23 protein-coding genes are annotated in these 21791 nt (G+C 64.0%); 14 read left to right on the forward strand and 9 right to left on the reverse strand.

From position 1 onward, the window contains the following. Positions 1-67 precede the first annotated feature (67 nt). Positions 68-1174 carry a GNAT family N-acetyltransferase/peptidase C39 family protein gene (locus AAFN55_RS08300; protein WP_347798382.1) on the forward strand — a complete coding sequence of 369 codons (1107 nt, stop codon included), beginning with the start codon at positions 68-70 and terminating at the stop codon, positions 1172-1174. Then, entirely contained in the window at positions 1171-2634 is a 1464-nt protein-coding gene (locus AAFN55_RS08305) for a RimK family protein (protein ID WP_347798383.1), read from the forward strand. The genes AAFN55_RS08300 and AAFN55_RS08305 overlap by 4 nt, the downstream gene beginning before the upstream one ends. 10 nt (positions 2635-2644) lie before the next feature. On the opposite strand, the gene AAFN55_RS08310 is transcribed toward AAFN55_RS08305, so the two are convergent. Genes AAFN55_RS08310 through AAFN55_RS08320 form a run of 3 tightly spaced genes read right to left on the reverse strand, consistent with a single transcriptional unit; the run spans position 2645 to position 4918 of the window. Beyond that, positions 2645-3421 carry an SDR family oxidoreductase gene (locus AAFN55_RS08310; RefSeq protein ID WP_347798384.1) on the reverse strand — a complete coding sequence of 259 codons (777 nt, stop codon included), beginning with the start codon at positions 3419-3421 and terminating at the stop codon, positions 2645-2647. Between the two features lie 19 nt (positions 3422-3440). Next, on the reverse strand, positions 3441-4052 hold the full coding sequence (locus AAFN55_RS08315) for an HD family hydrolase (protein WP_347798385.1): 612 nt from the start codon (positions 4050-4052) through the stop codon (positions 3441-3443). Then, complete coding sequence (locus AAFN55_RS08320; protein WP_347798386.1) at positions 4052-4918, reverse strand: folate-binding protein YgfZ; 867 nt, start codon at positions 4916-4918, stop codon at positions 4052-4054. The genes AAFN55_RS08315 and AAFN55_RS08320 overlap by 1 nt, the downstream gene beginning before the upstream one ends. A gap of 93 nt (positions 4919-5011) precedes the next feature. On the opposite strand from AAFN55_RS08320, the gene AAFN55_RS08325 reads away from it, so the two are divergent. Next, positions 5012-6343 carry a dihydroorotase gene (locus AAFN55_RS08325; RefSeq protein WP_347798387.1) on the forward strand — a complete coding sequence of 444 codons (1332 nt, stop codon included), beginning with the start codon at positions 5012-5014 and terminating at the stop codon, positions 6341-6343. A gap of 135 nt (positions 6344-6478) precedes the next feature. Here AAFN55_RS08325 and AAFN55_RS08330 read toward each other — a convergent pair whose 3' ends face one another. The 4 genes from AAFN55_RS08330 to AAFN55_RS08345 form a co-directional block, all read right to left on the reverse strand. After that, positions 6479-7345, reverse strand: a complete 867-nt coding sequence (locus AAFN55_RS08330) for a hypothetical protein (protein WP_347798388.1) — start codon at positions 7343-7345, stop codon at positions 6479-6481. A 105-nt stretch (positions 7346-7450) separates the two neighbouring features. Continuing rightward, the gene (locus tag AAFN55_RS08335) at positions 7451-7708 is read right to left on the reverse strand and encodes a hypothetical protein (RefSeq protein WP_347798389.1); all 258 of its coding nucleotides are present in this window, start codon (positions 7706-7708) and stop codon (positions 7451-7453) included. Between the two features lie 164 nt (positions 7709-7872). Beyond that, positions 7873-8253: a TIGR02301 family protein gene (locus tag AAFN55_RS08340; protein WP_347798390.1), complete on the reverse strand. Its 381-nt coding sequence runs from the start codon at positions 8251-8253 to the stop codon at positions 7873-7875. A 52-nt stretch (positions 8254-8305) separates the two neighbouring features. Then, positions 8306-8719, reverse strand: a complete 414-nt coding sequence (locus AAFN55_RS08345) for an NUDIX domain-containing protein (RefSeq protein ID WP_347798391.1) — start codon at positions 8717-8719, stop codon at positions 8306-8308. Between the two features lie 124 nt (positions 8720-8843). On the opposite strand from AAFN55_RS08345, the gene AAFN55_RS08350 reads away from it, so the two are divergent. Both AAFN55_RS08350 and AAFN55_RS08355 read left to right on the forward strand, forming a co-directional pair. Further along, a complete protein-coding gene (locus tag AAFN55_RS08350; RefSeq protein WP_347800220.1) occupies positions 8844-9599 on the forward strand; it encodes an SOS response-associated peptidase in 756 nt (251 codons plus the stop codon). A 76-nt stretch (positions 9600-9675) separates the two neighbouring features. After that, a complete protein-coding gene (locus AAFN55_RS08355) occupies positions 9676-10290 on the forward strand; it encodes a LysE/ArgO family amino acid transporter (RefSeq protein WP_347798392.1) in 615 nt (204 codons plus the stop codon). Here AAFN55_RS08355 and AAFN55_RS08360 read toward each other — a convergent pair. Beyond that, complete coding sequence (locus AAFN55_RS08360; RefSeq protein ID WP_347798393.1) at positions 10276-10551, reverse strand: hypothetical protein; 276 nt, start codon at positions 10549-10551, stop codon at positions 10276-10278. The genes AAFN55_RS08355 and AAFN55_RS08360 overlap by 15 nt on opposite strands. Before the next feature lie 267 nt (positions 10552-10818). Here AAFN55_RS08360 and cysS point away from each other — a divergent pair, with 267 nt between their 5' ends. From cysS to rarD, 6 genes are all read left to right on the forward strand, one after another. Further along, the gene (gene cysS / locus AAFN55_RS08365) at positions 10819-12252 is read left to right on the forward strand and encodes a cysteine--tRNA ligase (RefSeq protein WP_347798394.1); all 1434 of its coding nucleotides are present in this window, start codon (positions 10819-10821) and stop codon (positions 12250-12252) included. A gap of 100 nt (positions 12253-12352) precedes the next feature. Beyond that, entirely contained in the window at positions 12353-12736 is a 384-nt protein-coding gene (locus AAFN55_RS08370; protein ID WP_347798395.1) for a VOC family protein, read from the forward strand. Positions 12737-12831: 95 nt separating this feature from the next. Beyond that, positions 12832-13323 (forward strand): GFA family protein, encoded by a 492-nt coding sequence (locus tag AAFN55_RS08375; RefSeq protein WP_347798396.1) that lies wholly within the window; start codon positions 12832-12834, stop codon positions 13321-13323. Then, positions 13320-14279, forward strand: a complete 960-nt coding sequence (pip, locus tag AAFN55_RS08380; protein ID WP_347798397.1) for a prolyl aminopeptidase — start codon at positions 13320-13322, stop codon at positions 14277-14279. Before AAFN55_RS08375 ends, pip begins: the two co-directional genes overlap by 4 nt. Beyond that, complete coding sequence (cimA, locus tag AAFN55_RS08385; RefSeq protein ID WP_347800221.1) at positions 14273-15886, forward strand: citramalate synthase; 1614 nt, start codon at positions 14273-14275, stop codon at positions 15884-15886. Before pip ends, cimA begins: the two co-directional genes overlap by 7 nt. A 121-nt stretch (positions 15887-16007) precedes the next feature. Next, positions 16008-16931, forward strand: a complete 924-nt coding sequence (gene rarD / locus AAFN55_RS08390; RefSeq protein ID WP_347798398.1) for an EamA family transporter RarD — start codon at positions 16008-16010, stop codon at positions 16929-16931. A 17-nt stretch (positions 16932-16948) separates the two neighbouring features. On the opposite strand, the gene AAFN55_RS08395 is transcribed toward rarD, so the two are convergent. After that, on the reverse strand, positions 16949-17560 hold the full coding sequence (locus tag AAFN55_RS08395; RefSeq protein ID WP_347798399.1) for a TIGR00730 family Rossman fold protein: 612 nt from the start codon (positions 17558-17560) through the stop codon (positions 16949-16951). Between the two features lie 111 nt (positions 17561-17671). Here AAFN55_RS08395 and AAFN55_RS08400 point away from each other — a divergent pair, with 111 nt between their 5' ends. The 3 genes from AAFN55_RS08400 to AAFN55_RS08410 all read left to right on the forward strand — a co-directional run bounded on the left by AAFN55_RS08400 (position 17672) and on the right by AAFN55_RS08410 (position 21697). Beyond that, positions 17672-19369: a LysM peptidoglycan-binding domain-containing protein gene (locus AAFN55_RS08400; protein WP_347798400.1), complete on the forward strand. Its 1698-nt coding sequence runs from the start codon at positions 17672-17674 to the stop codon at positions 19367-19369. A 63-nt stretch (positions 19370-19432) separates the two neighbouring features. After that, on the forward strand, positions 19433-19786 hold the full coding sequence (locus AAFN55_RS08405; protein WP_347798401.1) for a metalloregulator ArsR/SmtB family transcription factor: 354 nt from the start codon (positions 19433-19435) through the stop codon (positions 19784-19786). Positions 19787-19810: 24 nt separating this feature from the next. Continuing rightward, a complete protein-coding gene (locus tag AAFN55_RS08410; protein WP_347798402.1) occupies positions 19811-21697 on the forward strand; it encodes an ABC transporter ATP-binding protein/permease in 1887 nt (628 codons plus the stop codon). Positions 21698-21791 lie beyond the last annotated feature (94 nt).

Consider the following 21791-nt stretch of genomic DNA (forward strand, 5'->3'; position numbering starts at 1 on the left):
AAGGCGACACGCAGGCATCCCTCGATGAGGGGTTCCGGCCTTCATGTTTGCAGGTCATCCTCTCCGCATGGCACCTCATCTCCGACCGGCCCGCGCCACCGATATCGACCGCCTCGTCGCGATCGAAAACCGCGCCTTCGAGCATGATCGCATATCACGCCGCTCCTTCCGTCAGCTTATCGAGCGCGAGACCGCAGATACGATCGTCGCCGAGATCAACGGGCTGATCGTCGGCTACTGCATGGTGCTCTATCGTGAAGGCAGCGGTGTCGCGCGCCTCTATTCGATCGCGGTGGATGCCGATCCCGGGCGAACCGGCGTCGGCCGCGCGCTGCTCGAAGCGGCCGAAGTGGCGGCCTTCGATGCGGCGCGATTGCTGCTGCGCCTCGAAGTACGCGAGGAAAATGGGCGCGCCATCGCGCTCTATCAGAAAAACGGCTACCGGCGGATCGGCCGCGAGGACGCCTATTATCACGACGGCGCAGCCGCGCTGCGCATGGAAAAGCTCCTGCGCGGCGATCACCCGGCGGCGACGCCAGTGCCCTATTACGAGCAGACGGTCGATTTTTCCTGCGGCCCATGCTGCCTCATGATGGCGAAGGCGTATTTCGAGCCTGACTTCGTGCCTGATCCCGTGATGGAAATCCGGCTCTGGCGGGAAGCGACGACTGTTTTCATGATGTCCGGTCCCGGCGGCTGCGAGCCGTTCGGTCTTGCGGTTGCCGCCTATGAGCATGGGCTGGCGGCGGAAATCATCGTGTCGTTTCACGGCGCGCTGTTCCTGCAATCCGTGCGCAGCGTCGAGAAGCGCAGGGTGATGGAACTTGCGCAGGTCGACTTTCGTTCTCGTGCCGAGCGCTACGGAATACCGGTCGCCTATCGCGCCTTCGGGCTCGAAGACATCCAGGCGGCCGTGTCGGAGAACAAATTGGTCGTGACCCTCATCAGCGGCTTCGTGATGTTCGGCAAGAAGGTGCCGCATTGGGTGCTGGTGGTCGGCGATGACGGCGAGCATCTCATCATCCACGACCCCTGGGTCGAGGACGAGCACGGCGAGACGATGGCCGACGCGGCCAACATACCCATCCCCTACGACATCTTCATGCGCATGGCGCAGTTCGGCCGCCCCGGCCTTCGCAGCGCCGTCATCCTCGGGAAAAAGCACACCTCATGACCTGGGTCATCCTGACCGGCCGGCAGAACGATCTCGATCCTGCCGCCACGCCGCACAAGATCATCACGAACAGGGATTATCTGACCCATCCGGCGCTGTTCAAGGGACAGCGGCCGAAGGTCATCAACCTGTCGAACAATTACGCCTATCAGAGCCGTGGCTACTATGCTTCGCTGCTGGCGTCATCGCGCGGCCACCGCGTGATCCCGACCGTTGAGACGATGATCGACCTGTCGGAAAAGAAGCTCTACGAGGCGGCACTTCCCGAGCTCGAACAGGCAATGAACCGGCTGCGCAAGGATCTCGGCGGCCAGTTCCCGTCGCATATATCGGTGTTCTTCGGCATCGGGCCGTCCAAGGCGTGGGATCGGTTTGCGCGGTTGCTCTTCGACTGGTTTCGCGCGCCCGCGCTCGAAGTCACCATCAAGGACGCAAACGGCTGGGCGGCGATCGCCAAGATTGGCTTCCTGCCGCTCGCGCGCATGAAGGACGACGAGGAGGCGCGCTTCGTCGACGCGCTCGCCGCCTACACCAACCGCGAATGGCGCGACACGAAGACCCGTACCCCGGCTCGCTACACCTTCGCGACGCTGGTCGATGCCAAGGAAGAACTGCCGCCATCCTCCATCGCCTCGCTGCGCCACTGGTCGCGGATCGCCGAGAAGATGGGCGTCGAGGTCGAGCCGATCGCGAAGAAGGACCTTGCCAAGCTCGCCAATTACGACGCTCTGTTCATCCGCGAAACGACGTCGATCTCGAACCACACCTATCGGTTCGCGCGCCGCGCGCAGCAGGAGGGCATGCCCGTCATCGATGACCCGCTGTCGATGATCCGCTGTACCAACAAGGTCTATCTCAACGAACTGATGGCGGCCAACAAGGTGCCGGTCCCGCCGACCGTGATGATCGCCGGCACGGCGGACCTGCAACTGGCAGCCGACACGCTGGGCTTCCCGCTGGTGCTCAAGATCCCCGACAGCGCGTTTTCGCGCGGCGTGAAGAAGGCCGCGAACTTCGCCGAGCTGAAGACGCTGGCGACCAAGTGGCTGGAGGACTCCGACCTTCTCATCGCGCAGAAATACGTGCCGACGGACTATGACTGGCGCATCGGCGTGCTCGGCGGCCAGCCGCTCTTCGCCGTCCATTACCTGATGGCGAAAAAGCACTGGCAGATCGTCAATCACGATCGCGGCGGCAAGCCGGACGAGGGCGGCTTCAAGCCGTTCACGCTGAAGCAGGCGCCCGCCGATGTGGTCGAGACGGCAGTGCGCGCGGCGCGTTGCATCGGCGACGGGCTCTACGGTGTCGACCTCAAGGAAACAGCCGACGGCGTCTACGTGATCGAGGTCAACGACAACCCCAACCTCGACCATGGCTGCGAGGATGTTGGCGAGAAGGACGAAGTCTGGGTGAGGCTTACCCAGTGGTTCCTAGACCGGCTGGAGAAGGCGGGGCGGTAGCGTCTGCGCCTTAGACGATCACAGGCGATGCTGCGCCGTCCATACTGATCGACACGCCTGTGATGTAGCTCGCTTTGCCGCTTGCGAGGAACAGGACCGCATTGGCGATCTCCTCCGGATCGGCCATGCGCCCCAACGGGATTTTCGCGATGCTGCGCTGACGGGCCTCGTCCTCGGAGACGGATGCGAGCTTCGCATCGGCCTTCAGGCCCTCGGACACGCGGTCCGTCTGCGTCAGGCCGGGATTGACGGCGACGATCCGCACGCCTTTGTCCGCATAGGCCGTGGCGAGCCCGGCGGTGACGAGCATCAGCGCGGCGTTGGCCGCGCCGCCCGCGACGTGAACGGGTGAGGCGACCTTGCCGCCATTGCCGATCACGTTGACGATGACGCCCGTTCCGCGCGCCGCCATGCTTTTCACCACCGGGTCGATCACGTTGATGTAGGAGAAATACTTGGCGTCCATCGCCGCGCGATAGGTGGCGGGCGACAGGTCGTCCGGCGGGGTGCGTTTCGCCGCGCCCGCGCTGTTCACGAGGACGTCGATCGGCCCGAGGTCTGCCTCGACGGCATGCACGATGCGCGCCGCATCCGCCTCGTTGGTGAGATCGGCGGTGAAGCCGAACGCGCCGGGAATGGCCCCGCGCGCTTTCTCGATGTTGTCGAGGGATCGCGAGACGATGGCGACGCGCGCGCCTTCCGCCTGAAAGGCCCGGGCGCAGGCAAAGCCGATGCCCTTCGAGCCGCCCGTCACCAGCACCACCTTGCCGCGAAGTCCCAAATCCATCTCGTCTCTCCCTGAAATTCTAGCGTCCGCGAAGTTTTTCGAGCGCGGCAAAGCGTTGCAGAAACGCCTTCTGCACCGTTTTCGCCGGTCGGCTTTCCAGATCGAGCGCGTCCGGCACGAAGTTACGCGGCTTGCCGAAGAATTTGGCCGCTTCCGCTTCCGAGAAGCCAGCCAGCCGCGTCGCTTCGAACCATGCCGCGATCTGGTCCGCGCGCTTGATCGATGCCTTGAGCTTTTGAGAAATCTCCGCCGGAAGCGAGAATCGCACATGGATCGCGTGCTGAAGCCGCGTCTCGACCTGCTTGTAACCACCGCCGACCACCGCCTTGAAGGGCGAGATCATGTCGCCGATGACGTATTCGGGCGCATCGTGAAGCAGCGCGGCAAGCCGCATCTCGGGTGTCGCCGAGGGCTCCAGCACGACAAAAATGTCCTCCACCAGGATCGAATGTTGCGCCACGGAATAGGCGTGGTCGCCGCCGGTCTGGCCGTTCCAGCGCGCCACGCGCGCTAGCCCGTGCGCGATATCGGAAATCTCGACGTCGAGCGGCGAGGGGTCGAGCAGGTCGAGCCGCCGACCCGACAGCATCCGTTGCCATGCGCGGGGAGGGGCCGACGCCCTGTCGGCCATCACGCGTCTCCGGCAGCGGCGTCTACGGGGAAAGTGTACCGCGCCCAGGGCGGAATGGAGAGCGTGACCGGCACGCCATCGGCGGTGATCGCGTGTCCGGCAGCGAGTGCGTCCTTCACCCGGTCGATACGCATGATGGCAAGGCCGTTTCCGCCGGCCGCGCTGCCGAGCGTACCGATGGACCGGTCGTTTGCCCGTACATCCGTGCCGCCTGGCGGCAGATCGGTTCCGGCCGACACCAGCATGACGCGCCGCCGCGCGGTGCCGCGATGCTGCATGCGCGACACGACTTCCTGGCCGACATAACAGCCCTTGCGAAGCCCGACGCCGCCGATCTCGTCGAACAGCACGTCATGCGGGAAGGCGTCGCTGAGCGCGTAATCGCTCCCGCTTTCCACGATGCCGTGTGCGACGCGCAACGCCGTCCAGTCGGCCTCGGTCGCATCCGTCGCCGCAAATGCCTCGCCATAGCCGCGCTCGACTTTTGCCCCGGCGGGAAAGCGGCTGTCGGTGAGCCAGATTGATTCCGGCCGTGAAGCAACTGAATCGAAATCCCAGCGCGCGGCGACAAGCTGTTGTTCCGCCTTGGAAATCTCGACCTTCGCGCGAAGCCGATACATGGCCAGCCGCCGTATAAAATCGTCCCCGATTTCCGCCCGGCTGTCGAGGCGGAATCCGGTCGCTCCGTTTCGCGAGATGACGAAATCGAACAGGATCTTGCCTTGCGGCGTCAGTAAGGCGCCCGGTTTGGCCTCCTGAGCGCCGAGCGCATCGAGGTCGGTCGTGAGAATGTTCTGCAGGAAATGCTCTGCGTCCGGTCCGTCGATGAGGATGACGGCGCGGTCTGAAAGCTGTGTTGTCGGCATGGGAGGCTTCGTCCGAACTTGCTTTTGACGGGGTCATTACGTAAGCCCCGCCGAAGGCGCGGGCAAGGCCTGACGACACGACAGGAGAGGCTCATGACACGGATATTCGATCTCGTTCTAAAGGGCGGCACCGTCGTGAACCACGATGGCGCGGGCATTCGCGACGTCGGAATCATTGCTGGCCGGATCGCCGCACTGGGCGATCTCTCGCCAGCGAGTGCCGGCGAGACGATCGATTGCACCGGTCTGCACGTCCTGCCGGGCGTCATCGACAGCCAGGTTCATTTTCGCGAGCCGGGCCTCGAACACAAGGAAGATCTGGAGACGGGTTCACGCGCGGCGGTGCTCGGCGGCGTGACCTCGGTTTTCGAGATGCCGAACACCAACCCGCTGACAACGAGCGAGGCAGCACTCGCCGACAAGGTCGCGCGCGGCACCCACCGCATGCATTGCGACTTCGCCTTCTGGGTCGGCGGCACGCGCGACAACGCGCATCTCGTGCACGAATTCGAGCGGCTTCCCGGCGCTGCCGGCATCAAGGTCTTCATGGGCTCGTCCACCGGCGACCTGCTCGTCGAGGACGATGAGGGCGTGTTCGAAATCCTGCGCAACACGCGCCGCCGCTCGGCCTTCCATTCCGAAGACGAGTTCCGTCTGCGCGAGCGCATGGGCGAGCGCGTCGAGGGCGACCCGTCCTCACATCCGGTGTGGCGCGACGAGGTTGCTGCCCTGCAATGTACCGAACGCCTCGTTCGCATCGCCCGCATGGCGCGCGCGCGCATTCACGTGCTCCACATCTCGACCGCCGAAGAGATCGCGTTTCTGGAGCATCACAAGGACGTCGCGACCTGCGAGGCCACTCCGCACCACCTGACCCTGTCGTCGGACGACTATGCGACGCTCGGCACGCTCATCCAGATGAACCCGCCGGTGCGTGACGCGCGCCATCGCGACGGCGTCTGGCGGGGCATCGGCGACGGCATCGTGGACGTGCTGGGCTCCGACCATGCGCCGCATACGCTGGAGGAGAAAGCAAAACCCTATCCAGCGTCGCCATCGGGCATGACCGGCGTGCAGACGCTGGTGCCGATCATGCTCGACCATGTGAATGCGGGACGTCTGACGCTCGAGCGCTTCGTCGACCTGTCGAGCCACGGCCCCGGCCGCATCTTCGGCATCGCCCGCAAGGGACGCATCGCGGCCGGCTATGACGCGGATTTCACCATCGTCGACATGAAACGGCGCGAGACGATCACCAACGCGCAGGCCGGCTCGAAGGCCGGCTGGACGCCCTATGACGGGCGCGAGGTCACCGGCTGGCCTGTAGGCACGATCGTGCGTGGCAACAGGGTCATGTGGGACGGCGAAATCGCTATACCATCGCTCGGTGAGCCGGTGCTGTTCTCGGAATCACTGCCGGATTAGGGGCGGTTTAGGGGAGTAAGGGAATAGGGCAGTACGGCATTAGGGAAAGGCTTAGCGCTTCTGACGTGGACACTTGACGCAAAGGACGGTGTGAGACCGCTGTCCTATTGTCTTATTGTCCTATCCTGCTGCCCATCAATCCCCCGCGACGAAGAACACCCAGCGGCCTTCCGGCGAAATGCCCACGCGGTAGAAGATGTAGGCGCCGAAGCTTTTCATGTCTTCGTAGTCGCCTGCGGTGACGATCTTGAACAGCTCGACGCGCTGGCGCTTGTCCAGTTCCTGTAGCGGAACGGCGAAGAAGTAGGGCCAGACATAGGCCTCGCTCGCCGTGCCTTCATCGACATGGACGAAGCCCGCCGCAAGCACCTCGTAGAGGATCGCGAGGATTTCCTGGCCTTCGTCGTCTCCCGAGAGGTTCTTCAGGAATTCGATCGGGTCGCCGGAAATGCTGGCAAATGACAATTGGGTGCCATCTTCGCCGACGGAGATCAGCGGCCGAAGCTGCTCGATATCGCCGGTCATGCACGCGTCCATGATCAGGGTTCGCATGCGCCGCACCGGTTCGGGCAGCATCTCGACGTCATAGAGGATATCGGGAACGGGGACGTCCGCCTCTTCGCCCGGCTCGACGGAGTCGGACGGAGCGGGGTCGCGCGGGATCACCACGGGATCGGGCAGGGGCACCTGTGTCTCGACCGGAGGCGGAGCGACCGTTTCGCTCTCGTCGGCGGGAGGCTCGGCCTCTTCGTCGGTCTCGATATCCGTGCCCGTCTCTTCATCGACTGCAGGTGCATTGCCGGTGTTTGGCGCGAGTGGCGGCAATTGCTCGCGCTCGATCCTGTCGGGTCCGTCCTGGTCGTCCGGGAGAGGCACGTCCTCGCGCGGGATTTCGCTCAGGGCGAAGGCCTTCAGCGGCGCAAGCGCGACCGTGGCCGCCAGAAGTGCAGCCGCCATGCGCAGTCCGAACCTGAAATGGATGTGGCTGACCTTGGCCATCATCGTGCCGTCGCTCCCTCGCAGAGTGCCAGCCTGAGTGTGGGCTCACTATAGAGCAAAAACCGTATCTCGCGAGACGTTACCGGTGCAGCGCGCATGCGTCGCAGGTCAATGCACCATCAGTTCCGGATCGAGTTCGCCGGCGATCAGCCGTTCGCGCATGCGCTCGAGCATCGCAAGCGCCGACGCTTCGCTGTTCGAGCGCATGAGTTCGCCCAGCGCGGTCGCGATCGCGGCCTCGGCCATGATGTCGGGCTCGATGCCCGCCGCACGCCCCTCGGCCCATGCGTCCTCGTAGCTTTCGACAGCCGACAACCGCTTTTCTTCACGAATCAGCACGTCGATGTCGCTGATGCCTCGATCCATTTCGATCCACCCGTGTCCGCTGGCGCCGGCAAAATAGTCGCCGACGCGCAGATTCCCTTTAAGGTCCCATTAAGGCTTCTAGCACAGGAAATGCGGCGTGCACCGCCGCAATTATTTAAAAGTTAACGCAACCCTACGCAGCCATATGGGTCAAGGGGTTACGTTTACTGATTGCCGAAACGCGACGCGGTATCCCGGGTCAGCGCCTCGCCCTCACGCACGAAGCGATTGATCGCCTCGATCGCCGATTCGGTGCAGCTTGAATAGGTGCCCTCATAGCTGCGATAGCCGCGATTGAAGCTGGCGACGAACCGCGTGCGCCTTGCCTCGTCCGGGTTTTCCGCCTCCAGAAGGGCCTGCATGCGGTCTCGCCACGTGCGGCTGTCCTCGCCACAGAGATTGCGCAGATAGTGCAGCGACCCCAGCACCTCGGCCAGTCGGACGAGTTGCCCTTCGAACGGCGATTCGGCCGCAATGGTGGGTTGAGCGCCTGCCATCAAGGCGGCGACCAGAACCGATGCAGCAAGCGGGCGTGCTCTCTTCATGCGGGCACTCTTCGGGCAGGATTCTGGCGTCCGCAAGGCAGGATTCGGAGCATCAGCGGTCGGTCCTGCCTGAGGCGATGTCGCGCGCGATCTTCAGGACGGAGCCGGCGAGCGGCAGATGCGCCATGTCATCGAGGCTGAACCATGCCACCGCATCGGCATCGTCCCCGGCCTGGATCGTACCGCCGCTGAAACTGGCCGCATGGACGCTCAGGACGAACTCGACCGTCCCGGTCGCGGTTTCCGAGGCAAGATCGAGATCGACGAGGTGACGCACGCCGTCGATCGTGGCCGACGTTTCTTCCATCACCTCGCGGCGCACGGCCTCTTCCAGCGTTTCGCCCGCCTCGACCCTCCCGCCCGGAAAGGCATACAGCCCGAGCGCCGGCGCGCGGCCCCGCCTGACCAGCAGGAAACGGCCTTCATGATAGATAGCGGCGGATACGGCCCGGACTGGTTTGCTCATCGATCGCTTGCGTTCAGATCCCCAATACAGTGCGAAATACACTGTATTTGCGGCGACGTCCCGTTGAACTGACAGGCGCGAATCCCCAAACTGGTGAACTTGAATGTCGGAGCTTCGAGAGACAATGTGCGGGCGGTTTGCTCTCATTCACAAGCCGGAAGGGCTGGAAGACGAATTCGGCCTGGCCGGGGTCGAGCCGTTTCCGCCGCGCTACAACATCGCGCCGACGCAGCCGATTCTCGTTTGCATGGCGGGACCGGCGCGTGAGCCCGGAGCCAACATCCCTTCGCGACAAGCCTTTCTGGCGCGTTGGGGGTTCATTCCCGGCTGGGCAAAGGACCCGTCCCAGATGCCGCTGATGATCAATGCGAGGTCGGAGACGGCATCCGAGAAGGCGTCTTTCCGCAATGCCATGCGCCACCGGCGCGCGCTGATCCCTGCGTCCGGCTTCTATGAGTGGAAGCGCTTCGGCAAGCGCCAGTCGCAGGCCTATTGGGTGCGCCCGCGCGACGGGCGGCCCGTTGCGTTTGGCGCGCTGATGGAAACCTGGTCCGAGCCGGGCGGGTCCGAAATCGACACCGCTGCGATCCTGACGACGGACGCCAACCCGGAATTCGCATCGATTCACGACCGCATGCCGGTCGTCATCAAGCCGGAAAACTACGAACGCTGGCTGGATTGCGTGACCCAGGAGCCTCGCGACGTGGCCGACCTCGTGCAACCCGTGGAGGAGGGGTTCTTCGAGGCGATCCCCGTGTCCGATCTGGTCAACAAGGTGGCCAACACCAGCCCGGAGATACAACAACGGGTCGCGTTGAAGGACATCCCCGACGAATTCGTGGACACGCCGGATGAGCCGGCACAGATGAAGCTGTTCTGAAAGCGGTCGCCGGCCATAGCAAAGGCGCGCCTGGACTATTGCGGCCCCAAGCTCACTCATGCGACGGCAGATCCCGATGCATCCACTCGCGACGCCACTTCTCTCCGGTTTCCTGCTCGGCTTGTCGCTGATCATCGCGATCGGCGCGCAAAACGCGTTCATCCTGCGCCAGGGCCTGCTGCGACAGCATGTTTTCGTGCTGTGCCTGATCTGCGCAATGTCGGATGCGCTGCTGATCGTGGCGGGTGTGGCCGGGCTCGGCACGCTGATTTCGCAGTCGCCGACGCTGATCACGGTCGTGACCGTCGGTGGCGCGGCGTTCCTCTTCACCTATGCGGTCATCGCATTCAGGCGGGCTCTGCGCCCGCAAGCCATGCACGCCGCCTCTAAGGGGAAGGGCGATCTGCGATCCGCGATCGCGGCGTGCCTCGCCTTCACCTTCCTGAACCCGCATGTCTATCTCGACACAGTGGTCCTGCTTGGCTCACTGTCGGCCCAGTTCGAGGGACACGCCCGGATCGCCTACGGCGCGGGCGCCGTCGTGGCGTCATTCGTCTGGTTTTTCGGCCTTGGCTACGGCGCGAGGCTTCTCCAGCCGGTCTTTGCGCGACCGGCTGCGTGGCGCATGCTCGACGTCGCGATCGGGCTCGTCATGGCCGCGATCGGCGTGAGCCTCTTAAGCAGCCTTTGACGCGACGTCCGTGTCGCGCTTCTGCTGTGCGCAGATCAGTGCGGCAAGCAGCGCAGCCGAGCCGATCTCACCGTAATGCGCGGTGAGTGCGGCATACTGGGCGCGCTGGGCGCGTTCGCGTTCGGCGACGAGTGCAGGGTGCTCGGTGCTGCGGTTCATGATCTTGGCCTTTGGGTCCCGGATGTCGGGGTTCGTGTTGAACATGCCTATGAGATGGTGGCCGAATTCGACCGAAACATGGTCCGCATCGGGCCATTCCATGGGTTTACACCTCGATATTCTCAAACATGTTTAATCAAATCCTATTCAATGGGGCCTGTTGCCCAAGGGCAACGACGAAGCGTTGCAGGAGAGCAACACGCGCCACCTTGACGGCAAATCGGCGGAGCGCGATAAAGCGAGCCATGAAAACGCCATTCGCCATTATCGGCATCTGCATTATCGGCTAGCGCACTCGCTGGTCCGGCCGTTTTCGCTCAATCGACAGATACGAAAAACGCCCCGGCCAGCAGGCCAGGGAGAGATTGTTTGTCTGACGCGGGACCGCAGCTTCGGCTCTACAACACGCTGACGCGTGACAAGGAGCCGTTTACGCCGATCGATGAAACGAATGTGCGCATGTATGTCTGCGGGCCGACGGTCTACGACTACGCCCATATCGGCAATGCGCGGCCGGTCATCGTTTTCGATGTGCTCTACCGGCTGCTGCGCCATGTCTATGGTGCGGAGCACGTCACCTATGTCCGCAACATCACGGACGTGGACGACAAGATCAACGCGCGCGCCGCCCGCGATTTCCCTGACCTGCCGCTCAACGAGGCGATCCGCAAGGTCACCGGGGCGACCGACCGGCAGTTCCAGGCCGATGTGAAGGCGCTGGGCTGCCTCGAGCCGGACAGCCAGCCGCGCGCCACCGAGCATATCGACGGCATGGTCGCGATGATCGACAAACTCGTCGCCCAGGGCGTCGCCTATGTGGCCGAGGGACACGTCCTGTTCTCGCCATCGGCAATGAACACGCGCAGGGGACCGCGCTACGGCGCGCTGTCGCGGCGTCCTTTCGACGAGATGCTCGCCGGCGCACGCGTCGACGTGGCGTCCTACAAGCGCGACGAGATGGATTTCGTGCTGTGGAAGCCGTCGAAACCGGGCGATCCCGGCTGGCCGTCGCCCGCGGGCATCGAAGGGCTCGGCCGTCCCGGCTGGCACATCGAATGCTCGGCCATGTCGATGGCGAAGCTGCTCGAGCCGTTCGGCGGCGGCCTCACATGCGACGATCCGACGAAGAACATGTTCGACATCCATGGCGGCGGCATCGATCTCGTCTTCCCGCACCACGAGAACGAGATCGCGCAGTCCTGCTGCGCGCTCGGAACCGATCGCATGGCCAACATCTGGATGCACAACGGCTTCCTGCAGGTCGAAGGCCGCAAGATGGCGAAGTCGGACGGCAATTTCGTCACGATCGACGAGCTTCTGAACACGAAAACGTTCGGCGGCCGCGCATGGCCGGGCGAAGTGCTGCGGCTTGCCATGCTGATGACGCACTATCGCGAGCCGATCGACTTTTCGCTCAGGAAACTGGAGGAGGCGGAAGCGCTGATCGTGAAGTGGCGCAGACGGGCGTCGGGTCAGAAATCGGCGGCGATATCATCGGTGTTCGTCGCGGCCCTCGGTGATGATCTGGATATGTCCGAGTATCTGAAGCTGATGAACTCTGCCGACCTGCCCGCCGGCGAACTGATGGCCGCGGCCGATCTGATCGGCATCGACCTCTCGGAACTGGAAACGGATATCGACGTCGCATCGGTCGTCGCCCAGCGCCTCGCCTTCATTGCCGCCAAAAATTGGGCGGAAGCCGACCGCATCCGCGACGAGCTTTTGGCCCAGGGCATCCAACTCAACGACGGCAAGGACCCGACCACCGGCGAGCGTGTCACGACCTGGGAGGTGAAGCGGTGAGGGTGGTGGCTGTTTCAGCGGTCGCCGGTCTCGCGGCTGCGGATGCCGCATCTCAGGCCGCGGCGGCGGGGAGATCACTTGTGCAACAGGAGGAGCATCCATGATCGACCATACCGGCATAGCCGTTTCCGATTACGCACGATCGAAGTCCTTCTATGACGCGGCATTCGGCGCGTTGGGCGGTTCGATGCTGATGCAGGTCCCGACCGAATTCACCGGCGGCAAGCAGGTCGTGGGCTACGGCCGCGACAAGCCGGTCTTCTGGTTGCGCGAGGGCGGCGAGCCCGGTCCGGGCCGCCACGTCGCCTTCACTGCGCAGTCGCGCACGGATGTCGACGCGTTCTACAAATCGGCGCTGGCCGCCGGCGGCGCGGACAATGGCGCGCCAGGCCTGCGCCCGCACTACCATGCCGATTATTACGGCGCGTTCGTGCTCGATCCCGACGGCAACAACATCGAAGCCGTCTGCCATCGGCCCGAATAGGAGGAAGCGATGAGCAAAAGCCAAATCAAGACAACAAGGTGCCGGCGCTCGCTCAATCATGTTCGCAGGCCCGTCCGGCACAAGGTCTCCGCGTCATGAGCCTCGACAACAAGCCCGTCTACATCGGCGGCTGCCAGTGCGGCGCGGTGCGGTTCCGCGTCGAGGGGCCGCTGGACAAGCCGTCCATATGCCATTGTCGCATGTGCCAGAAAGCGTTCGGCAATTTCTATGCGCCGCTGGCGACCGTGCCGGAAGGCGGCCTTGAATGGACCCGCGGCGAACCGAAGCGTTTTCAATCGTCCAACCATGTACAGCGCGGCTTCTGCGCCGACTGCGGCACGCCGCTGACATTCGAGGCGCCGGACGGCATCGCGCTGGCCATCGGCGCCTTCGACCACCCAGAAGAGATCGCGCCAGTCATCCAGTGGGGCATCGAGGCGAAGCTTCCCTATGCGGATGCGCTTCCGGACCTTCCGGGCGAGGAGACGGAAGCCGACAGGGAGAGCGCTCCGTATCTGCATGAGATGGAGAGCTTCCAGCATCCCGACCACGACACCGACCAATGGCCGCCAGAAGGACGATCATGACCGATTTGCGTACGCTCTATCCCGAGATCGAACCCTACGAGACCGGCACGCTCGACGTCGGCGACGGCCACGTCATCTATTGGGAGCGGGTCGGCACGAAGGGCGCCAAGCCTGCGGTGTTCCTGCACGGCGGTCCGGGCGGCGGCATATCTCCCGCGTACCGGCGGCTGTTCGATCCAGCGCGATACGACGTGATGCTGTTTGACCAACGCGGTTGCGGTCGCTCGACGCCGCATGCCGAACTCGACGCAAACACCACGTGGCATCTGGTCGCTGATATCGAGCGGCTGCGCGAAATGATTGGCGTGGACACATGGCTGGTCTTCGGCGGCAGTTGGGGCTCGACGTTGGCGCTCGCTTATGCGCAGACGCATGCGAACCGGGTGAGCGAGCTGGTCGTGCGCGGCATCTATACGCTGAAGAAGGCTGAGCTCGACTGGTACTATCAGTTTGGCGTGTCCGAAATGTTCCCCGATAAATGGGAGCGGTTCCTTGCGCCGATCCCCGAGGCCGAGCGCGACGACATGATGGCCGCCTACCACAAGCGCCTGACCGGCGAAGATCGTGCGGCGCAGATTGAGGCGGCAAGGGCGTGGAGCCTCTGGGAAGGCCGGACGATTACGCTCATGCCGCAGCCGGACACAAGCGACAAGTTCGGCGACGACCATTTCGCGCTCGCGTTTGCACGCATCGAGAACCACTTCTTCATGCATGGCGGCTGGCTGGAAGAGGGACAGTTGCTGCGCGATGCCGGAAAGCTCGCCGGCATTCCGGGCGTCATCGTGCATGGCCGCTACGACATGCCGTGCCCCGTGAAATATGCCTGGCAACTTCACAAGGGCTGGCCGGATGCGGAGTTCTTTCTCGTCGAAGGGGCGGGGCATGCCTATTCGGAGCCGGGGATACTGGACCGACTGATCTACGCGACGGACAGGTTTGCGGGGGCGGGATTGTGAAACAACGCATCTACCTCTTCGACACCACGCTGCGCGACGGCCAGCAGACGCCGGGCATCGACTTCTCGGTCGAGGACAAGATCGTCATCGCGGACATGCTCGACCGCTTCGGCATGGATTATGTCGAGGGCGGCTACCCCGGTGCGAATCCGACGGACACGGCGTTCTTCGAGGAAAAACGCACCACGCGGTCGAAATTCGTCGCCTTCGGCATGACCAAGCGCGCAGGCGTCTCGGCATCGAACGATCCGGGTCTGGCGGCGCTCGTCCAGTCGGAGACGGATGCGGTCTGCTTCGTCGCCAAGAGCTGGGACTACCATGTCCGCGTCGCGCTCGGCTGCACCAACGAGGAAAACCTGGAATCGATCTCGGCCTCGGTGAAAGCCGCAATCGCCGCCGGCAAAGAGGCGATGGTCGATTGCGAGCATTTCTTCGACGGCTACAAGGCCAACCCCGCCTATGCGCTGGCCTGCGTTCGAACCGCCTACGAGGCCGGCGCGCGCTGGGTCGTGCTGTGCGACACCAATGGCGGCACACAACCTCCGGAAGTCCGCGACATCGTGGCGGCGGTGATCGCGCATGGGATCCCGGGCGACCATCTGGGCATCCACGCGCATGACGACACGGGCCAGGCGGTCGCCAATTCGCTGGCCGCGATCGACGCCGGCGTGCGTCAGGTGCAGGGCACGCTGAACGGCATCGGCGAGCGCTGCGGTAATGCAAACCTGATCTCCATCATCCCGACGCTGATGCTGAAGCCGGCCTTCGCCGATCGCTTCGAGACCGGCATCTCCGCCGAGGCGCTGGAGGGGATCTCGCGGCTGTCGCACCAGTTCGATGAATTGCTCAACCGCGCGCCCAACCATCAGGCGCCCTATGTCGGCGGCTCGGCGTTTGCCACCAAGGCCGGCATCCACGCCTCCGCGCTCCTGAAGGAGCCGCAGACCTACGAGCATGTGCCGCCGGAAACGATCGGCAACACGCGCAAGGTGATGGTGTCGGACCAGGGCGGCAAGTCGAACTTCATCGCCGAGTTGAAACGACGCGGCATCGCGGTGGCCAAGGACGATCCGCGCCTCGACACGCTGATTTCGCTGGTCAAGGAGCGCGAGGCGCAGGGCTATGCCTATGAGGGTGCGGATGCGAGTTTCGAGCTCCTGGCGCGCCGCACGCTGGGCGCGGTGCCGTCCTTCTTCGACGTCACCTCGTTCCGCTGCATGGTCGAGCGCCGTTTCGACGCCAATGGCAGCCTCAAGACCGTCTCGGAGGCGATCGTCAAGGTGGTGGTCGATGGCGAGGAGCGCATGTCGGTCGCCGAGGGAGACGGCCCGATAAACGCGCTCGACATCGCGCTGCGCAAGGATCTGGGCAAATTCCAGGACGAGATAGCGGATCTGACGCTGGTCGATTTCAAGGTGCGTATCCTCAATGGCGGCACGGCGGCGATAACCCGCGTGCTGATCGAATCGCACGACGCGACGGGCGCGCGCTGGTGGACCGTGGGCGTGTCGGAAAACATCATCGACGCGTCGTTTCAGGCGCTGATGGACTCGATCGTCTACAAGCTGGTCAGGAACCGCGAGGTCGCGATCCTGGCGGCGGAATAGAGCGGTCGATCAACCAAAAACGATCGATCGATCAGAAAATTGCGATGGTGGATGCGCCATGCCCGCGTTACGACGCGGCGAATGCGGTCGGCGCATAACCGCACAGGGAAGGCTGCGCGCAATGCAGGATAGACCAGCTCCAACGCAGACAGTCGGCGGCGAACCGACCGACAAGGAGGCGACGCGGGGCTTCCTGTTCGCGCTCTCCGCCTATCTCCTGTGGGGATTGCTGCCGCTTTACATGAAGGCGGCGGCGCATATTCCCGCCATGGAAGTGCTGGCGCATCGCGTCCTGTGGTCGATCCCGATCGCCGGAATCGTGCTGCTGGTTCTCGGCCGCACAGCCGACATCCGCCAGGCGATCCGCTCGCCCCGGACGATGGCGATGGCGGCGGTGACGGCCGCCATCATCTCTGTGAACTGGGGCGTCTATGTCTGGGCGATCGCGGTCGATCGCACGGTCGAGACCGCGCTCGGCTACTACATCAACCCGCTCGTCACCGTGGCGCTCGGCGCTCTCTTTCTCGGAGAGCGTCTCGATCGCATGCAGATGATCGCCATCGGGCTGGCCATCGCCGCGGTGCTGATCCTCACGATAGAGCAGGGCGGCCTGCCATGGGTGTCGCTGGTGCTCGCGTTTTCGTTCGCAGCCTATGGCTATCTGCGGAAGACCCTGCCGATCGGCCCAAGCCAGGGCTTTTTCCTCGAAGTGATGATCATCGCGCCGATCGCGCTTGCCTATGTCATGTGGCTGTGGTCGCGCGGCGAGGGGCACTTCCTCGGCGACGGCGGAAATGTCGGCCTGCTGATGTTGGCAGGACCGGTCACCGCGATCCCGCTGATCCTCTACGCCTTTGGAGCGAAGTTGCTGCGCATTTCGACCATAGGCATCATGCAGTACATCGCGCCGACGATGGTCGCCTTCCTGGCGGTGTTCGTGTTCGACGAGCCATTCGGTACGGCACGGCTCATCGCCTTCGCGCTGATCTGGATCGCGCTTGCGCTTTATACGTGGTCGAAGTTCTTCGCCCGCAAGGCCGCATAAACGCCCGCGCGAAAAGCCTAAAGCTTGGTGATGACCTTGGGGTCGCCTTCCGACGGCGTTCCGTCGGAAGCCGCCTCGGCGAGGATGGCCGGGACGATCGCAAGCGCTGTGTCGACCACGATCGGCTGCACCAGATGGCCGGTGTGAACGAAGCCCTCGGCGCGCATGTGGTCGAGAAGCGTCAGCATCGGATCCCAGAACCCGCCGATATTGGCGAAGACGATGGGCTTGCGGTGGCGGCCGAGTTGCGCCCAGGTCATGATCTCGACGATCTCTTCCAACGTGCCGATGCCGCCCGGAAGCGCCACAAAGGCGTCGGATTTCTCGAACATCGTGTGTTTGCGCTGGTGCATGTCGTCGGTGACGATGAGGTCGTCGAGACGCCCCAGGGCCGCTTCCGTCGCCTCCTTGCTCATCAGGAAGCGCGGGATGATGCCGGTGACCTTGCCGCCGGCCTCCATGGTCCCCCTGGCGACTGCGCCCATGATACCTTTGGTGCCGCCTCCATAGACGAGGCGAAGGCCGGCATCGCCGATGGCGCGGCCAAGTGCGTAGCCTGTATTGACGTAGACGTCGCTGCGGCCGGGCGAAGACCCGCAATAGACGCAGATGGATCGAATCTTGTTCATGCGTCGATTGGTGTATGGCCGGCCTGCGCGGGTCAAGCGTCTCAAGGGCTTTTTGTTGTAGCCACCTATAAAACGCGCTAGACGCAGGAAAAGGGTGGGAAGGACCAAATTATGGTTGCTTGGGTCAAGGCGCTTCTGTTCGTGATCGGTGGTGTGACGGCTGCGGCCGGCACTGCCTATATGACGGGCCTGCTCGATCCGTGGCTTGGACGTGGTCCAGCCGTGGTCGCATCGGCTCCGCAAACGCCAGCGGAAGCACCGGCCGCTGCTTCTCAACCGGCTCCCGCTCAAGATGAGTCGCCCGCCGGGGACGAGGCTGCCGCGCCGCCCGCTGCCGAAGGCGAGGTTCCGCTTCCCGGCGATCCCTCGACGACCGACAAGCAGGCGCGTCTCACCCCGCCCACCTTCGATCTGCTTCGCGTCGAACCGGATGGCTCCGTCGTCATCGCGGGCAAGGGCGCTGCGGGTGCGCAAATCGAGATCCTCGAGGGCGACAAGGTCATTGCGAAGGCCGAGGCGAACGCGGACGGCGATTTCGTCGCCGTTCTGGACGAACCGTTGAAGCCGGGCGACTACCAACTCGCCTTGCGTGCGACGTCGCCCGACAGCGATACCGCCGTCTCCACCGAAACCGCGATCGTCTCCGTACCGGAAACCACCGATGGGCAGGTTCTGGCGATGGTCGAGCAGCCGGGCGCTCCGGCGCAACTCATCACCGTTCCCGAGGCGACGGGCGACGCCGCTGGCGCTGCCGGCGCTGGTGCAAGTGCCGCGTCACCGCAGCCTGCGCAGGGCGGGCAGGGCGAAACGCCACCCGCTGCGACTGCCGGTGCCTCGACCGGGCAAGATGCAGCGTCGGCTGAAACAGGCACAGGTCCTGACGCATCGACGTCCGGTGAAGCTCAAGTGGCCGCCGCACCGCCCGCAGGTGATAATGTCACGTCAAGCGAACAACAACCCGCAACGGGCTCCGTGGTGGTTGTCGAGGCGGTCGAGATCGAAGGCGGCACTATCTTCGTCGCCGGTGTAGCCGAGCCCGGCCGTACGGTCCGCGTCTATGCCGATGAAATCTTTCTCGGCGATGCACGCGCATCGGAGGGCGGACGTTTTCTGGTTGAGGCACAGCGCGACCTCGCGGTCGGCAATTACGTGATTCGTGCCGATCTTCTCGACGCGGACGGCACCGTCATTTCCCGCGCGGCAGTTCCATTCGAGCGTGAGCCGGGTGAATCGATCGCCGCCGTCGCGGCGCCCGCACAGCCGCAACCGGCAGCGAATGGCGTAACCGATGGGTCGGCAGCGCAGTCAGCCGGGGACACCCAGCAAGACGTTGCCGCCGGCGCACCGCCTGCCGCTTCTTCGGATACGCAAGCGGCTCCGACAGCGAGCGAGGATATCGCATCGGCTCCCGACGCGCAGCAACCCGCGCCGGCCAATCAGCCCGCCGCACCGGCAGCCGCCGGCGATGAAGCCCAGTCCGAAACGGATACCGAAATCGCCGCAGCGCCCGAAGCGGGCGGCAATGACGACGGATTGACCGCGCCAAAACTCCAGCGTGTCGATGGCGCTGTGATCATTCGCCGTGGCGATTCGCTCTGGCGTATTTCGCGCCGCGTCTACGGCATGGGCGTGCGCTATTCGACCATCTACCTCGCCAATCAGGATCAGATCCGCAATCCGGACAGAATCTGGCCGGGCCAGGTCTTCAGCGTCCCGCGTGAGACGGCGGAGGGCGAGGAGGCCGACATGGAGGCGATCGGCGAGCAGTCGGTGCTTCCCGGGACGGGCGCGGCAGCCGTCAACCAGTAGAATCGCTCAGTTCGGCTTGAACCCGTTGCTTTGGGGGCATTCATCGTATATCGACGATGAACGATGAACTGTCAGCCACCCGTCAGCAAACCCGGTCCGTTCGACGCCGATGACCGCAAGCTCATTGCCGAGCGGCTGTCGGCGCTTGCCCATCCTGCACGGATCGAGATTATCCAGCATCTCGCCGAACGCGCCGCCTGCTGCAACAAGGATGTCGTGAGCCGCATGAATCTCGCGCAGTCGACCGTCTCACAGCATCTCAAGGTGCTGTTGGCGGCGGGGCTGATCCGCTACACGCCGGAGCGTCAGCGCTCCATGTATTCGCTCGACCGCGATGCTCTTGCCGGGGTGTCGGGCGCTCTCGGCAGTCTGGTCGATTGCTGCTGCGCTGCCCCGTCAGGCCGCGCGTCGGGCTGACCAACACATTTCAGGACCAAGACTTTGGCCGACAAGACCGTATCCGCCGATTCCGGCTCACTCGTCAGTACGCTGCGCAACCTGTGGCCCTATATGTGGCCGGCCGATCGTGCCGATCTCAGGATGCGGGTGGTCTGGGCGACCATATTCCTCGTCATCGCCAAGCTCATTCTCGTGCTGGTGCCCTATTTCTTCAAATGGGCGACCGATGCGCTGACCGGCGAGCTCTCCGCCCCGGACTACATCCCGCTGATCCTGATTGGACCGGTGATGCTGGTCCTCGCCTACAATGCCGTGCGGATCATCCAGCTCGGTTTCAACCAGCTCCGGGACGCACTGTTTGCGCGTGTCGGCCAGCACGCGGTGCGCCAGCTCGGCTACCGAACCTTCGTGCACATGCACAATCTGTCGCTGCGTTTCCACCTGGAGCGCCGCACCGGCGGCCTGTCGCGCGTCATCGAGCGCGGCGTGAAGGGCATCGAGACGATCGTCCGTTTCACGGTCCTGAACACGCTGCCCACGATCCTCGAATTCGCGCTGACTGCCGTGATTTTCGCGGTCGCCTATGGCTGGATCTACGTCGCCATCATCGCCGCGACGGTGCTGCTCTATACGTGGTTCACCGTCTGGGCGAGCGACTGGCGCATCTCGATCCGCCGGGAGATGAACGACAGCGACACCGACGCCAACACCAAGGCGATCGATTCGCTGCTCAACTACGAGACGGTGAAGTATTTCAACAATGAGAAGCTCGAGGCCACCCGCTTCGACCGCTCGATGGCGCGCTACGAAGAAGCCGCGACCAAGACCTGGACCTCGCTCGGTTGGCTGAACTTCGGCCAGGGCGTCATCTTCGGCATCGGCATGGCGGCGGTGATGGCGATGTCGGCCTGGGAGGTTTCGCGCGGCACGCACACGATCGGCGACTTCGTCTTCGTCAACGCGATGCTGATGCAGCTTTCGGTGCCGCTCAACTTCATCGGCTTCATCTATCGCGAGATCAGGCAGGGACTGACCGACATCGAGCAGATGTTCGACCTCCTCGACGTGAAGGAAGAGGTTTCGGACAAGCCGGACGCCAAGGCACTTGTCGTGCCGCAGGGAACCGTGTCTTTCGATGACGTGCATTTTTCGTATGATCCGAGCCGGCCGATCCTGAAGGGTGTGTCGTTCGAGGTGCCTGCGGGCAAGACCGTTGCGATCGTCGGTCCCTCGGGCGCCGGCAAATCCACCATCTCGCGGCTTTTGTTCCGCTTCTACGATATCCAGTCGGGCACGATCCGCATCGACGGGCAGGATGTTCGCGACGTGACGCAGGAGAGCCTGCGCGCCTCGATCGGCATGGTTCCACAGGACACGGTGCTCTTCAACGACACCATCGCCTACAACATCCGCTACGGACGCCCGTCCGCGAGCGAGGAGGACGTGCAGCAGGCGGCCGATCTGGCGCAGATCGGCGAGTTCATCAAGCGCCTGCCCGACGGCTACAAGTCGATGGTCGGCGAGCGCGGGCTGAAACTGTCGGGTGGCGAAAAGCAGCGCGTCGCGATCGCACGGACCATCCTGAAGGCGCCGCCCATCCTGATGCTCGACGAAGCCACCTCGGCGCTGGATACGCACACCGAGCAGGAAATCCAGTCGGCGCTCGATCTGGTCAGCCGCGGCCGCACGACGCTCGTCATCGCGCACCGGCTCTCGACGGTGATCGCCGCCGACGAGATCATCGTGCTCAAGGACGGCCAGATCGCCGAGCGCGGCCGTCATTCGCAACTGCTCGCCGCCCGTGGCCTCTACGCCGCTATGTGGGATCGCCAGCGCGAGGCGACGGAAGCCGAAGAAACGCTGCGCCGTGCCCGCGAGGACGACGAGCTGGGTGTCGTGGTGAGGCGCAGGACGCCTGAGATCGGTTAGATTTCCGAAAGACGGCGAAAGAGCCTATGAACCGGTTCGCGTTGCGGTGGAGGCGGCTTTTCTGTAATCAGGCCCCTCGACAGAAGTAGGAAGA

Source organism: Mesorhizobium sp. CAU 1732 (genome assembly GCF_039888675.1).
Classification (GTDB): domain Bacteria; phylum Pseudomonadota; class Alphaproteobacteria; order Rhizobiales; family Rhizobiaceae; genus Aerobium.

What these genes read in the sequence shown, in the direction of transcription:
- AAFN55_RS08300 (WP_347798382.1), top strand. Translation starts at nt 68, where the DNA reads ATGGCACCTCATCTCCGACCGGCCCGCGCCACCGATATCGACCGCCTC.
- AAFN55_RS08305 (WP_347798383.1), top strand. Translation starts at nt 1,171, where the DNA reads ATGACCTGGGTCATCCTGACCGGCCGGCAGAACGATCTCGATCCTGCC.
- AAFN55_RS08310 (WP_347798384.1), bottom strand. Translation starts at nt 3,421, where the DNA reads ATGGATTTGGGACTTCGCGGCAAGGTGGTGCTGGTGACGGGCGGCTCG.
- AAFN55_RS08315 (WP_347798385.1), bottom strand. Translation starts at nt 4,052, where the DNA reads ATGGCCGACAGGGCGTCGGCCCCTCCCCGCGCATGGCAACGGATGCTG.
- AAFN55_RS08320 (WP_347798386.1), bottom strand. Translation starts at nt 4,918, where the DNA reads ATGCCGACAACACAGCTTTCAGACCGCGCCGTCATCCTCATCGACGGA.
- AAFN55_RS08325 (WP_347798387.1), top strand. Translation starts at nt 5,012, where the DNA reads ATGACACGGATATTCGATCTCGTTCTAAAGGGCGGCACCGTCGTGAAC.
- AAFN55_RS08330 (WP_347798388.1), bottom strand. Translation starts at nt 7,345, where the DNA reads ATGATGGCCAAGGTCAGCCACATCCATTTCAGGTTCGGACTGCGCATG.
- AAFN55_RS08335 (WP_347798389.1), bottom strand. Translation starts at nt 7,708, where the DNA reads ATGGATCGAGGCATCAGCGACATCGACGTGCTGATTCGTGAAGAAAAG.
- AAFN55_RS08340 (WP_347798390.1), bottom strand. Translation starts at nt 8,253, where the DNA reads ATGAAGAGAGCACGCCCGCTTGCTGCATCGGTTCTGGTCGCCGCCTTG.
- AAFN55_RS08345 (WP_347798391.1), bottom strand. Translation starts at nt 8,719, where the DNA reads ATGAGCAAACCAGTCCGGGCCGTATCCGCCGCTATCTATCATGAAGGC.
- AAFN55_RS08350 (WP_347800220.1), top strand. Translation starts at nt 8,844, where the DNA reads ATGTGCGGGCGGTTTGCTCTCATTCACAAGCCGGAAGGGCTGGAAGAC.
- AAFN55_RS08355 (WP_347798392.1), top strand. Translation starts at nt 9,676, where the DNA reads ATGCATCCACTCGCGACGCCACTTCTCTCCGGTTTCCTGCTCGGCTTG.
- AAFN55_RS08360 (WP_347798393.1), bottom strand. Translation starts at nt 10,551, where the DNA reads ATGGAATGGCCCGATGCGGACCATGTTTCGGTCGAATTCGGCCACCAT.
- AAFN55_RS08370 (WP_347798395.1), top strand. Translation starts at nt 12,353, where the DNA reads ATGATCGACCATACCGGCATAGCCGTTTCCGATTACGCACGATCGAAG.
- AAFN55_RS08375 (WP_347798396.1), top strand. Translation starts at nt 12,832, where the DNA reads ATGAGCCTCGACAACAAGCCCGTCTACATCGGCGGCTGCCAGTGCGGC.
- pip (WP_347798397.1), top strand. Translation starts at nt 13,320, where the DNA reads ATGACCGATTTGCGTACGCTCTATCCCGAGATCGAACCCTACGAGACC.
- rarD (WP_347798398.1), top strand. Translation starts at nt 16,008, where the DNA reads ATGCAGGATAGACCAGCTCCAACGCAGACAGTCGGCGGCGAACCGACC.
- AAFN55_RS08395 (WP_347798399.1), bottom strand. Translation starts at nt 17,560, where the DNA reads ATGAACAAGATTCGATCCATCTGCGTCTATTGCGGGTCTTCGCCCGGC.
- AAFN55_RS08400 (WP_347798400.1), top strand. Translation starts at nt 17,672, where the DNA reads ATGGTTGCTTGGGTCAAGGCGCTTCTGTTCGTGATCGGTGGTGTGACG.
- AAFN55_RS08405 (WP_347798401.1), top strand. Translation starts at nt 19,433, where the DNA reads ATGAACTGTCAGCCACCCGTCAGCAAACCCGGTCCGTTCGACGCCGAT.